The sequence below is a fragment of the Leptolyngbya sp. NK1-12 genome, assembly GCF_032598965.1.
In the GTDB taxonomy this organism is placed as follows: domain Bacteria; phylum Cyanobacteriota; class Cyanobacteriia; order Elainellales; family Elainellaceae; genus Elainella.
This window is the reverse complement of the sequence record NZ_CP053586.1, coordinates 6,179,487-6,192,667: the sequence shown is the minus strand read 5'-3', so window position 1 is coordinate 6,192,667 and position 13,181 is coordinate 6,179,487. Positions and strand designations below refer to the sequence as shown.

The following is a 13,181-nucleotide window of genomic DNA, read 5'->3' as shown; positions in this document are numbered from 1 at the left end:
AGCAACGTTGACACAAAGCTCAAGCAAAAAATCAGGAAAAAGTTTAAATGGATTGTTACTGTTTTTAGTCAATCAGTTTCTAATTAACAGCTATCAAATAACGACTGATAGTGACGGACAGTGACGGACAGTTGCTGATAGCTCAAATGGCTCTATCGCTAATTCATCGAATTGATTAAATTAGATTGGAAGCGGTTTCCCTATCAGCTAATTTGTGGCCTTAAACTCAAACTTTAAAGAAACTCTTAAATTATTTGGGCGCTCAAGCACTGCTAATTTTCTATTAATGTCGTGTAATGTCGTGCGACAGAAACCATGCACAATTCTTTTTTGGGTCCGGTTAGAAGCTCTCTCCAAGCCGCCAATCGCTGGTTGCTTCGCACTCCTGAGCGAGCGCTGAACGAAGCCTATGAAGCTGCCTTGAGAATTAAAGGACTCGAGGATGCCCACTTTAACGGCAATCGAATCTTGCTGAATTCAGGCAACTATAGCAAAAGTGCTCAAGCTTACTTTCAGGGGGAATTAAAAAAGTATCTCAACATTATTAAAGTGAGACTGATTGAATTCAAGGCTAGTCGTTCGGTTGTGCGCCTGTCCAATCAATCGGTAACTGAAATTCAACTTAATGAAAATGCGACCGATTTACGCACAATCAGCGTGATCGATCAGCCCAATTTAATTCTGAAAAAATTGCGGTTTATCGACGACGTGGTTGCTCGCTATGAGCAACCAGAACCCGGATCGGTCATCATTGTCACGGAGCCAAATATTGCTAAGGCCAGTAGCCCATCTCTCAACCAAGCTAATGGCTTGAACTCCTCTGATGACCTACCCAAACGCGATCTTAAATCAATTACAGATAAAACCGGCGTGTTGCCTCGTTCTATTCTAGAAACGGTTGATCGGATTAAGCGCGACCTCGATCCCCAAGCCGAGCAGGAGGTTTTGCAGGATTTTCGGGTCTCCCGCTCCAAGACCATCATTTCAATTCGGCTGGTTCTGCTGATGATTATCATCCCCCTGTTGACCCAGCAGATTTCAAAAAATTTCCTGGTGGGCCCCATTGTGGATCGGGTCAGAGAGCAGTCAGCTCAGGAGTCGCCATTTTTGAATTACGAACTCGAAGAAGAAGCCCTCAACGAACTCCAGCGGTTTGAGCAGCGGCTGCGGTTTGAGATTCTGATTGGTAAAGCTCCGCCGATTGGCGATGAAGCAATTGTCGAGCGGGTCAGAGAGAGAGCCAGCGAAATTGAAGCCCAGTACCGTCGAATTGGTTCCGATGCCATCAAGAATGTCTTTTCCGACTTGTTGGGCCTACTGGCCTTTGTCGTGGTCATTGTCACCAGCAAACGGGAAATCGCGGTGCTCAAATCCTTTATGGATACGCTAATCTATGGTCTCAGCGACAGTGCCAAAGCGTTTATCATTATTTTGTTTACTGATATCTTTGTCGGCTTCCACTCACCCCATGGTTGGGAAGTACTGCTCGAAAGCGTGTCTCGCCATCTAGGTCTACCGGCCAATCGAGATTTTATTTTCCTATTTATCGCTACATTCCCGGTGATTCTAGACACTATCTTCAAATACTGGATCTTCCGCTATCTCAATCGGGTTTCACCCTCCGCCGTTGCCACCTATCGCAACATGAACGAGTAATAGATGAAACCAGCCATAAACGAGGAATAAACCAGGAATAACGGTTGCTTTAGGTCCCATCTGCTAGTGCCTGTAGCAGCACCTGATTGCAGAACATACCCAGAACCTAGCTATCACCAACCCATTCACGCCTCTACTCCCGTTAAAATATCGCTCCCATATCTTCCTGAATGCCAAACCCCAAATGTCCAAACCGTTTGCTCCTCCCAAAATCGCTCCTGAGGCTGCTGCGACCGTGAAATTTTGGCAGCAAGTACGCTTAAGGTTGAGTTTGATTTTGGGCACGGGCGTCTTCGTGGGCATTGGTATTGCGGCTGATGTGGCGGCGGCTGATGCAGTTTGGGCCTTGACCTTTGCAGCCGTAGTTGCCTTGGGCAACAGTTGGGTTGAAGTTGCTAATGTCACCCCTCCTGAGATACCAAGCCACCAAACTTGGCTGCAATTTGCAGCCCAATCCACCCTGTTTCTGGCCAAGCTGACCTCTGGCGCTGCCGCCGCTCTGGGCGTAGCCGGCTATTTACTTAGTGGTTTGTACCACCCGGCTCCTATCTGGCTCGTACCAATCGCCCTATTGGTGATTGTGGGATTGACCCGGTTGAGTTGGCGCGGGCGCTCCTTAGCCCGACTCAGGCGAGTCACGGTTATGATCGCTGCCGTTTCGCTGTTGGGCTTAATTGGGGCGGGCCTGCTCAAAATTAGCCAAACCAGCAGTGCAGAGGCTGTACTGTTGGCCCAAGCCAACGATAGAGCGACCCCGATAGCCCTCTTACAGGCAACAACGCTGATGACCGCAGCTTACGCGGGCTTCGAATCTCTGGCCCCCCAGCCTAACTTTAGATCGGCCAGACAGCTCTTGAGCGCCATTGGTTTAGCGATTGGCCTAGCCTGGTCACTGTATCTGGCCGTTGCAATCGTTGGCATTCAAACAGTAGGTGCTGGGGTTTTAGGCAGTTCAGTCACCGCATCAGCGGCTCCTCTGGTTATGGTGATGCGCAGTTTGGCCCTACCCGGCGGTGTTTATTTGATTACCCTAGGAGCCGTGGCTGCCATGAGCGGCATGATTTTGTCGCTCCTACCTCAATTGACAGAACGGTTACAACACCTGAATCAAGCGGTCAGCCCGCCTGAAGCTTGGCCTAACCAGGAAGCAGAAACCCTCTCTCCCCAACTGGCGCTAGGGTTGGTCAGTTTGATTTTAAGCTGTATTTTGTGGGTCGGCGATGTACAGACGATTTGGTCGTTCAGTGCCTTTGCGTTCCTGCTGCACTATGCTCTGATGCATTGGGCCGCTCTGCGACAGGCCAGTGCACCTCGTGTTTGTCCCCGTTGGCTTAACGGCCTTGGTTTAGTCGTATGTGTGGGTTTGGCGTTTTGGGTGGAATGGTCCGTTTGGCTCGTGAGCTTGGGCTTAGTAGCGTTGGGTTTAGTTTGGCGGGGCATGATGCTGTGGACGGATGAACAGGGGTGATGAGCAGGACGGATGAATAGGGGCGATGGAGCAGGGGTAGGGAAATGAAATTCGGGCAACGGCTATGGCAGAGATTAGGCATGCTGGGGCTGGCTATTTTGCTATCGAGCTGCACGATGCTGCTCAATCCGGCCTCGATTGGGCAAGATAGCCCCCATCTACTATTGGGTAACCCTAGCGGCGCTACGATTTTTAACGCTAAAAACTATCTGATCAGTCGGCCCCAGTACGCCCTATCCTACAATCGCGATAAAGGAATTCCCAATTGGGCCAGCTGGCAGCTCAACCAAAACTGGCTAGGGCAATTGCCACGTCCACCCTTCGAGCCAGATGCATCGCTACCGTCGGGATGGTATCAGGTGCAGCCAAGGGACTATACCGGTACTGGATTTGACCGAGGCCATTTGATTCCGGCTGCCGACCGCAACGGGTCCGAAACAGACAGCAAATCCGTATTTGTGATGACCAATATTCTGCCGCAAGCACCCGATAACAACCAAGGCCCATGGGAACGCCTGGAGAGCTACTGTCGAGAGTTGGCGCGTCAGGGCAAGGAGCTATACATTATTGCTGGCGGCCATGGCGAAGGCGGGATCGGCTTGAAAGGAAAGCGCACAGCTATCGCCGCAGGTAAGATTACCGTCCCAGATCAGCTCTGGAAGATCGTTGTCGTCCTGGATCGTCCCGGCTTGGGAGTAGAAAGCTTGAAGACAGAAACACCCGTGATTGCTGTGATTATGCCCAATCAACAGGGGATCAAAGAAATGGCCTGGAAGAGCTATCGTACTTCCATTGATGCCATCGAGCAGCTCACGGGCTATGACTTCCTCACGACTGTTCCAGAACCGATTCAGTCTGTCCTCGAAGCTAAAGCGAATTAAAGGGTATTCCAGGTTAAAGATTACTCCAGACTAGGTTACTCCAAGCCCATCAGCATCTCTTCGGTCATGATTGGAGTAACTGGAACCACCGGAATCGCCTCTGTTTCCGGTAAAGTAAGAGTTGGTAAAGCCAATTCAGAGGTAATCTGAGTTTCGGGATCGCTAGAAGGCGATAGCCACGAACCGATCCCCGCTAGCTGCTGCCAATTCGCAGTAAAGGGAGCCATGGCGAGAGAGCAAGTTTTCCAGCTTCCTTGCACCGGTACCCCAAGCTGCTGACAATATCCACCTCGACGCCCTTCTGCCCTGTAGGAGCGGCAGTGACGGCAAGCAGAAATTCTGTCATTCACGGGTTTCATAGACGAGGCATTCCCAGAGCGAATCTTCCACTTCATTCTCATCTCAGCTATTTATAGGTTTTGAACGAATAACGGGCATGTAAAGCTCGTGTGGTAAAGTTTTCAACGATCCCGAAGAGAAGATAACAATTTAGATTCTCTTTAGACTCCTGTTAAGTTACGGATACATTTCCAACACCTGAGTATTTCCACAAGGGTTTTGGGTAACTCTACGGATATTTCTGTAAACTAACTAGGGATCACGGAAAAACCACCAAGCCTCAAATATTAAGCATTTCTTTAAAAACAAAAGAAACACCTAAAAATAGGTATATCGTTCGCTCGATTACTCGGCATCTGTCCTAATGAATAAAGCGAATTGTCGCAGAACTAACGCGGGGATCACGCAAGATTACATGCAAGATTAAAGGACAGCAGAAAATTACGTTCTGTAATAAAAATAAATATGGCAATTTATTAAAAACTAAGTTAAGGAAATCAAAGTTACGAATTAAAAGTATGCGGCTTATGATTTGGGCCTTATCCAACTAGGAATTGAATTAATGATTTGTTAAAAGATTTAGTGCAAAATTAATAAATGATTGCTTTTGTCAACCTCCTTTCAGTTCATGACAAGTCCTGATGAAATCTCCCTTACCGTAGATGCTGCCTGCCAACTGCTGCGGCAATCCAACTGCTTGAGTCAAGCGCCATCCCATCAGGGATCTGATCAACCGCCCAGTTCAATCGACAGAGCCGGTCTGCAGCGGGCACTACAGATCGTTGCAGCAGCGTCAGATTATCAAATCCTAGGTATTTGCGCAGGTTCCCAAGCGGAGGCAATGCGGGCGCTCAACTCCTATGCAACCGCCTTGGGATACGGCCAAGGTGACTGGACTCCCGTCGAACGAGCCGTCATGGATGGTGCCGTCTACATCAAATTCAATCCTAATACCGGCCTTTGCTATGCCGATGCCTACACAGGCAACTATCGGGGGGTGCTAGTTTCCTGCCAATCGGCAGAAGCAACTGATGTGAACGAGATGTTTGGACACTTGCCGCTCGATCTATTTGAACCGTAGTAGTATTCCAAAATCGCAATTTTTGGTTACAATCGTCAGGCCAGAGACCCCCCATCGTTGCGATTCATGGCTTCAGATTCATGGCTTCAACGGACGAATTAACCGCCCAACACCAGGCCCAGCACCGCATCGAAGAGCTGAAAACGCTGTTGCAAAAGGCGAGCTACGAGTATTACGTACTCGATGCGCCCACCATGCCCGATGCCGTCTATGACCAGCTCTATAGGGAATTACAGGAGCTAGAAGCCGCTCATCCTCAATGGATCACGCCCGACAGCCCCACTCAGCGTGTGGGTGAAAAACCAGCAACCCGCTTTGCCTCGGTGCGGCACAACATTCCCCTCTACAGTCTGGAGAATGCCTTTGACCTACAAGACTTTGCCAACTGGCAAGAGCGCTGGCGTCGCGTAGTTCCCCAGATGGAAACGTTTGATTATGTCTGTGAACTCAAAATTGACGGCAACGCTCTCGCCCTCACCTACGAGAACGGCATTCTTGTCCGGGGAGCTACCCGAGGCGATGGAATTACCGGCGAAGAAATCACCCAGAACGTTCGGACCATTCGCTCGATTCCGCTCAGACTTAACCTGGACCCGGCCCCTCCCCTAGTTGAGGTGCGAGGAGAAGCGTTTTTGGGCCTGGATGTGTTTCGTCAGATCAATCGGGAACGGGAACAGGCTGGAGAAGCTCTGTTTGCCAACCCCCGCAACGCTACCGCAGGTACCCTGCGCCAGTTGGATGCCCGCGTCGTCGCTAAACGCCAGCTCGATTTTTTTGCCTACACGATTCATATTGTCGGAGCAAAGGCCCAGGATAGCGAAGCCGCTGAAGATCAGGACGCCCAAATTGAACAACTCCAACTCCTTGCCACCTCCCCTACTCCCTCTATCTCCCCCACCTCCGTCACCTCTTCCACTCCGCCTTTTCCCCTACCGCATACTCAATGGGAAGCCCTAGAGCTACTGCAATCTATCGGGTTTAAGGTCAACCCCAATCGTCAACTCTGTCGGTCGCTGACAGAAGTAGAGGACTACTATAACCGCTGGTCTACCGAACGTTTAGAGCTGCCTTACATGACCGATGGTGTTGTGGTCAAGCTCAATTCCTTCGGGCTGCAAAATCAACTCGGCTTTACGCAAAAGTTTCCCCGCTGGGCAATTGCTCTGAAATATCCGGCAGAAGAGGCTCCCACCATCGTGGAACGGATTAGCGTCAATGTGGGCCGCACCGGAGCCGTAACCCCCTTAGCCGAGTTGCGTCCAGTCCAGCTAGCCGGCACAACTGTTTCGCGTGCTACCCTGCACAATGCCGATCGAGTGGCCGAACTGGATATCCGCATTGGAGATACGGTGATTGTCCGCAAGGCGGGAGAGATTATTCCAGAGGTGCTGCGGGTGTTACCAGAACTGCGGCCTGCCGGAGCACAGCCATTCCAGATGCCGACCCACTGCCCAGAATGCGGCACTCAACTAGAGCGAGAAGTAGGGGAAGCGGTAACCCGCTGCATTAATGCCTCCTGTCCAGCCATCCTGCGGCGCTCCCTACTGCACTGGGCTAGCCGAGACGCCCTGGATATCCGGGGTTTGGGTGAGAGGTGGATCGAGCAATTTGTGGACCAGGGCCTGCTGCACTCGGTAGCCGATATTTATGATCTGACGGTGGAGCAACTGCTGACCGTTGAGCGCATGGGCCAAAAGTCGGCCCAGAACCTGGTTGAGGCGATTGCCCAATCTAAAACCCAACCCTGGCCACGAGTCCTGTATGGGCTGGGCATCCGGCATGTGGGTAGTGTGAATGCCCAAACCCTGGCAGACCAATTTCCAACGGCAGAAGCCCTAGCCGCCGCCACACCCGCCGAGATCGAGGCCGTGTATGGGATTGGAGCAGAAATTGCCCAGTCGGTGCACGATTGGTTTCGGGTACCGGCCAACCAAACCCTGATCGAGCGGCTCCAGGCTGCAGGGGTGCAGTTAGCCGCAGCAACTCCACACCGTCCAGCTGCCCAACCCCTAGCCGGCAAAACCTTCGTGATTACAGGCACTTTGCCTAGCTTGAAACGGGATGAAGCTAAAAACCTGATTCAAGAGGCGGGCGGTAAAGTGGCCAGTTCAGTCAGTGCCAAGACAGATTACGTAGTGGTAGGAGCAGAGGCTGGTTCTAAGCTGGCCAAGGCCGAAGCGTTAGGCATTTCCCAGCTCTCAGAAGCCCAACTACTAGAACTACTGCATCAGGCATCGGTTTCAGATACGCCAGATCCGTAAGTTTTTCTACCTAAACTATTGACCAGGGCGGCTCGGCTTCAGTCTTGCTAGAGTGATACTGACCTCTGCTTAGAAAAAAACAGAGACCTCTGGTTAGGACAGGCTATTTATGAATCGCTGGGCTACTGACGTGCAGTCAGAAAAATCAGCTTCTGGAGTGGCAAGGGATGTTGCAATTTTGGGTCAAGCCACTCACGGTCAAGCCACTGATAAACAGGCCACTGATAAACAGGCCACTGATAAACAAACTACTGATCACGGCACGCCAAGCGCCAACTCCTACTCAGTTGCCCCCAGGTTGGTTCGTTTTGCTCGCAGTCATTGGCTGCATTGGGCCAAGCTAATTCTGAGTATCGGATTACTGCCACCCCTGCTAGATGCCGGAGCTACCATCGCCGCTGAACGTATTACCATCTCTTACGGGTTGTTGGAACGCTCGATCAGGATTGATGCCCTAGAACAGTACGCTACAGATGGTACGGTCTCTAGCGATCTACGCGATTATCTGCGCTATCTCAACGATGCCCAACAAGAACAACTGCGGCAGGCACTGGTGGCCCCTGTCAACTTAGGCGTCGTGCCCGTCACCCAGTTCCTCTACACCGAACAAGGCGAAATTTTGCTGCGGCGGCTAGGAGAATTGGTACGCACCGACTCCAACCTGTCGGGCTTTTATGCCATTCGTTCGGCCCTAATTCTGGCTGCCAACGATCCCCAGGGGCTGACCATGCTGAATGTGCTGCGTGAATTTCCCCTCAGCAATATTCGCATCGACCTCAACCGCACGCTTCAGCTCCTGAGCGATCTACAGCGATTGATTCAGCAAACCCAGGAAGCAGCAGCCCTAGTTGCCGAACAATCCTTACAGGAAGCCGAATTGGAAGCGCAAATTGCCCCCCTTAACCGTGCACCCCAACCTGACCTCCAGAACCTCGGCTCGTTTGGCTGGCAGGTAGTTTCGATTCAGCTTAACGACATTAGCCGGAACCGACAGTTTCCGGTAGACCTCTACCTACCTCAGACTCGCAACTCACCCGTTTTGCAGGCTCCCGTCGTGGTGATTTCCCACGGCTTGGGGTCCGATCGCAGCAGCTACGCCTATTTAGCTAAACAGCTTGCCTCCTATGGATTTGCCGTAGCCGTTCCCGAACATCCAGGCAGCAATGCTCAGCAGCTCCAAGCGCTGATTGCCGGAACCGCCAGCCAAGTCACCGCTCCTGCCGAATTTATCGACCGACCGCTAGATATCAAATACCTGCTTGACCGACTCACCCAACTCAACCAAACCGATCCCCAAATTCAGGACCGCTTGAACCTTGAGCAAGTCGGCGTCGTGGGCCAATCCTTCGGTGGCTATACGGCACTGGCATTGGCGGGTGGGCGCATTGATCTACAGCAACTTCAGCTCGACTGTGACCGCAATGATCCTCTCAACCTCTCCCTGCTGCTCCAGTGTCGTGCTCTAGAGTTGCCGCAACCTCTGTCCGATCTATACGATGAGCGGGTCAAAGCAATTGTGGCAATCAACTCGATTGGCAGCAGCCTGATCGGAGCCGCAGATTTTTCTGATATTCAAATCCCGGTGATGCTGATGAGCGGCAGTGCCGATACGATTGCCCCAGCCCTGATCGAGCAAATTCGCCCCTTCACCTGGTTAGCTACACCCAATAAATACTTGGTACTCCTCCAAGGTGGCACCCATTTCTCGACGATCGACGTGCCCAACCCCACTGCCGCCGATGTGATTCCACTGCCCTCCGAAATCATCGGCCCCGATCCTAAAGTAGCCCAAGCCTACCTGAAGGCGCTAAGCGTGGCGTTTTTTCAGACTCATCTCGCTCAAAACCCAGACTACCGCTTTTATTTAGGGGCCACCTACGCCCAAAGCATCAGCAATCAAGTTTTACCAATCTCCCTGGTGCAATCCCTAACCTTACTTCAAATAGCAACAAATGCCCCTACTAGATGAGTAAATCCTTGATTAACCCTTAATTAATTCCAATCGGGTAATTAATTCCAATCGGGCATCCCGGTTTGCCATCATTGTTTGTAAAGAAGTGTGAAGCGGCTAGAATGAGGAAAGGAAATCACCGTTTGACTGGAAATGGCGTTACCCCCTTCTGATACTCCGCTCTATAATCATCCCCTGCCAGATATCGAAGACTGGTTAAGGACGCAGGGCTGCCAGCAAGACGAAGCTGACCTCCACCGCTGGCATGTGAAAAAGACTACCTGGGAAGCTGACTTGTGGCTAGAGGTAGACTCCTTAACAGTCCGTTACATCGGTGCTGCAGAAGATGGTCGCGACATCCAGCGCTCTTTTAAATACTCCCTCAGCCGTAAAGACCTCGATGAAGTCGTTTTTTCGGGACCCTGATTCTCTGAGTTTTTCGTTGCTTGGATGTAAGGAGCCAGGTTTTCTTCTAACCTCTGGCTCCTAAACTCTTCCTACTTCCACCCAGCCCGGTCCATGATCCGCAGTGCTTCAGCACTATTTCGGCCAATCTCAGCCGCGTTAATTGGGTCTTCCTTAAAGCTGCCGTAGCTAGCCAAGATCGGATCAAGCGTTACGCCTTCAACCACTGGGTATTCGTTATTGCCCTGAGCAAAAATAGCTTGGGATTCGGGTGTGGCCAGATGCTCTAGGAACCGAATGGCGGCTTCCTTATTAGGAGCAGTTTTCAAAACACCCGCGCCGCTGATATTGACATGGGTGCCACGGTCTCGTTGGTTGGGGAAAAAGATATTCACCTGTTCGGCAACCGCTCTGTCTTCTGGGGTGTCGGACTTGGCCAAGCGAATCAGGTAGTAAGTATTTGCCAGAGCCAAGGACCCCACCCCAGCCGCACAAGCTTGAATTTGGGCTGTGTCATTGCCTTCCGGCGGGCGGGCAAAGTTTGCGACTAAGCCACGCACCCAAGCTTCGGTTTCCTGGGGACCATGGGCCGCCAGCATCGAAGCGACCAGCGAAATGCTATAGATGTTGGTCGAAGAACGGGTCAGAATTTGGCCTTGCCATTGGGGTTCAACCAGCGCCTCATAGGTAGACAACTGGGCTGGATTCACCTTCGACTTGTTGTACATGATTACCCGTGCCCGCTTCGAGAAGCCATACCACAAGCCTTCTGGATGGCGCAAATTAGCAGGAATAGCTTGATTGAGGGCATTGGAGCTGATGGGTTGAAACAGTCCTTCGGCTTCCGCTCGCCAGAGACGGCCAATATCAACCGTCATCAGGACATCAGCAGGGCTGTTTGCTCCTTCGCTCTTAATCCGCTCAATCAGCGGATCGGCTTCTGCCTCGATCAGGTTCACCTTAACACCAGTTGCTGCCGTAAAGCTGTCGTAGAGCGTCTGATCGGTATCGTAGTGACGCGATGAGTAAAGATTAACCACATTATCGGTTTGAGCGACTCGAATTGCCGGACCTTGTTGGGCCACAGCCTTCGATTTGCCCATCTGACCCACGGTCACTGCCGCGGCTGCTGCACTCACACCAATAAAGGCACGCCGAGAAATTTTGCTCATTTTTCGTTTCCTAATTGCCCATTTATCTATCGTGAAAACACTGTGACTACTCAAACCAAAGAGCAGTCTATTCACTACAACTCAATATTCTCAACGCTAGTGCGTGCTTATTGCAAGCTTTTCCCAATATATTCGGAGGCAGGGGGAGGGTGAGGGGTAGGGGGTAGGGGGTAGGGGGTGAGGGGTAGGGGGGTAGAGCTGCGGTCCTGAACAGCATAGTAGAGCCTTCGACCTCAGCAACTTAGCCAAACCACTAACCACCAATGCTTTAGAAAACCTACTTCCTAGAGCTTCCTAAATAAGCAAAAGCCTAAGTCTCACCCTCTTACCCCCTACCCCCTACTCCCTACTCCCTACCCCCTACTCCCTACCCCCTACCCCCTACTCCCTACCCCCTACCCCCTACCCCCTACCCCCTACCCCCCTTGCCCAAAAACACCCTTAAGCATTTATACTTAACTATGGGTGAACTCTTTAAGATTTATTTTTCTTTTTGTAGAAAATGTGGCGTTTACCTATCTGGGTGCCACACCTGAAAGGGTTTGACCTGGAATCGGTAGATACAATTCACTACGGTGAGTAAAGTATCTTAAGATTATCCTTAGAATTCGTTTGTCTTAGAACTAGCTGATCACACCAACTTAGGAGGACTCCCTATGGCGCTTGTGCCCATGCGACTGCTGCTGGATCACGCAGCCGAGAACGGCTACGGTATCCCTGCTTTCAACGTCAACAACATGGAGCAAATCCAGGCAATTATGCAGGCTGCCCATGAAACCGACAGCCCTGTGATTTTGCAAGCCTCTCGTGGTGCTCGTAAGTATGCTGGCGAAAATTTCCTCCGTCACCTGATCTTGGCTGCGGTTGAGACCTATCCTCATATTCCCATCGTCATGCACCAAGACCACGGTAACGAGCCGGCTACTTGCTACTCTGCGATCAAAAATGGCTTCACCAGCGTCATGATGGATGGCTCGCTGGAAGCAGATGCCAAAACCCCGGCTAGCTACGAGTACAACGTGGCCGTTACCAGCGAAGTCGTGAAAGTGGCTCATGCAATTGGCGCATCTGTAGAAGGTGAGCTGGGTTGCCTGGGTTCTCTGGAGACGGGTAAAGGTGAAGCCGAAGACGGTCACGGGTTTGAAGGCGAACTGGATCACTCGATGCTGCTGACTGATCCTGATGAAGCCGTTGACTTTGTGGAGCGGACTCAGGTAGATGCGCTAGCTGTTGCCATTGGTACCAGCCACGGTGCTTACAAGTTCACCCGCAAGCCAACCGGCGAAATTCTGGCTATCAGCCGGATTGAAGAAATCCATGGCCGCCTGCCTAACACCCATTTGGTGATGCATGGTTCTTCTTCGGTGCCGGAAGATTTGATTGCGCTGATCAACCAGTATGGCGGTGCCATTCCCGAAACCTATGGTGTGCCTGTAGAAGAAATCCAGAAAGGCATCAAGAGCGGTGTGCGTAAGGTCAACATTGACACCGACAACCGTTTGGCGATCACCGCAGCCGTGCGGGAAGCGTTGCAGCAAAATCCCAAGGAATTTGACCCCCGTCACTTCCTCAAGCCTTCCATCAAGTACATGCAGAAAGTATGTGCTGATCGCTATCAGCAGTTCTGGGCCGCAGGCAATGCCAGCAAGATCAAGCAGGTCTCTCTAGAGGACTATGCTGCCAAGTATGCTAAGGGCGAATTGGCTCAGGTTGCGAAGAAAGCCGTTGGCGTGTAGGTTCTTGTCGGATTGTCACTTCAGTTGACACTTCAACTGAATTCATTAAGTGAATCTTGTGAAATGCGGGTAGCCCAGTGCTACCCGTTTTTTATGCCAGTCTCTGATTGCTATGTAGCAGTACAATCAGGATAAGTTTTCGGCTGAGAATGCTCAGAAGTCAAATAAAGAGGAAAATAAGAGAATGGCTGAGAATTGATAAAGCTACTGGATTAGCCTGCTTTTCTAGGA

10 protein-coding genes are annotated in these 13,181 nt (G+C 51.3%); 8 read left to right on the top strand and 2 right to left on the bottom strand.

What is annotated here, in order from left to right; genetic code table 11:
- The first annotated feature begins 315 nt into the window (after positions 1 to 315).
- From HJG54_RS26615 to HJG54_RS26605, 3 genes are all read left to right on the top strand, one after another.
- Positions 316 to 1,656, top strand: a complete 1,341-nt coding sequence (locus HJG54_RS26615) for a proton extrusion protein PcxA (protein ID WP_316432237.1) — start codon at positions 316 to 318, stop codon at positions 1,654 to 1,656.
- Between the two features lie 184 nt (positions 1,657 to 1,840).
- Positions 1,841 to 3,124 carry a hypothetical protein gene (locus HJG54_RS26610; RefSeq protein WP_316432236.1) on the top strand — a complete coding sequence of 428 codons (1,284 nt, stop codon included), beginning with the start codon at positions 1,841 to 1,843 and terminating at the stop codon, positions 3,122 to 3,124.
- Between the two features lie 44 nt (positions 3,125 to 3,168).
- Entirely contained in the window at positions 3,169 to 4,005 is an 837-nt protein-coding gene (locus HJG54_RS26605; protein ID WP_316432235.1) for a DNA/RNA non-specific endonuclease, read from the top strand.
- A 35-nt stretch (positions 4,006 to 4,040) separates the two neighbouring features.
- On the opposite strand, the gene HJG54_RS26600 is transcribed toward HJG54_RS26605, so the two are convergent.
- A complete protein-coding gene (locus HJG54_RS26600; protein ID WP_316432234.1) occupies positions 4,041 to 4,400 on the bottom strand; it encodes a hypothetical protein in 360 nt (119 codons plus the stop codon).
- 572 nt (positions 4,401 to 4,972) lie between these two features.
- Between HJG54_RS26600 and HJG54_RS26595 the strand changes: the two genes are divergently transcribed.
- The 4 genes from HJG54_RS26595 (at position 4,973) to HJG54_RS26580 (ending at position 10,063) form a co-directional block, all read left to right on the top strand.
- Complete coding sequence (locus tag HJG54_RS26595) at positions 4,973 to 5,425, top strand: DUF1824 family protein (RefSeq protein ID WP_316432233.1); 453 nt, start codon at positions 4,973 to 4,975, stop codon at positions 5,423 to 5,425.
- Between the two features lie 80 nt (positions 5,426 to 5,505).
- Positions 5,506 to 7,686, top strand: coding sequence for an NAD-dependent DNA ligase LigA (ligA, locus tag HJG54_RS26590; RefSeq protein ID WP_316432232.1), 2,181 nt, complete (start codon positions 5,506 to 5,508; stop codon positions 7,684 to 7,686).
- A gap of 109 nt (positions 7,687 to 7,795) precedes the next feature.
- Complete coding sequence (locus HJG54_RS26585) at positions 7,796 to 9,655, top strand: alpha/beta hydrolase (protein WP_316432231.1); 1,860 nt, start codon at positions 7,796 to 7,798, stop codon at positions 9,653 to 9,655.
- A gap of 135 nt (positions 9,656 to 9,790) precedes the next feature.
- A complete protein-coding gene (locus HJG54_RS26580) occupies positions 9,791 to 10,063 on the top strand; it encodes a DUF3143 domain-containing protein (RefSeq protein ID WP_035999040.1) in 273 nt (90 codons plus the stop codon).
- A gap of 71 nt (positions 10,064 to 10,134) precedes the next feature.
- Here HJG54_RS26580 and HJG54_RS26575 read toward each other — a convergent pair whose 3' ends face one another.
- Positions 10,135 to 11,214, bottom strand: coding sequence for a Fe(3+) ABC transporter substrate-binding protein (locus HJG54_RS26575; RefSeq protein WP_316432230.1), 1,080 nt, complete (start codon positions 11,212 to 11,214; stop codon positions 10,135 to 10,137).
- A gap of 656 nt (positions 11,215 to 11,870) precedes the next feature.
- Between HJG54_RS26575 and fba the strand changes: the two genes are divergently transcribed.
- Entirely contained in the window at positions 11,871 to 12,950 is a 1,080-nt protein-coding gene (gene fba, locus HJG54_RS26570) for a class II fructose-bisphosphate aldolase (RefSeq protein WP_316432229.1), read from the top strand.
- Positions 12,951 to 13,181 lie beyond the last annotated feature (231 nt).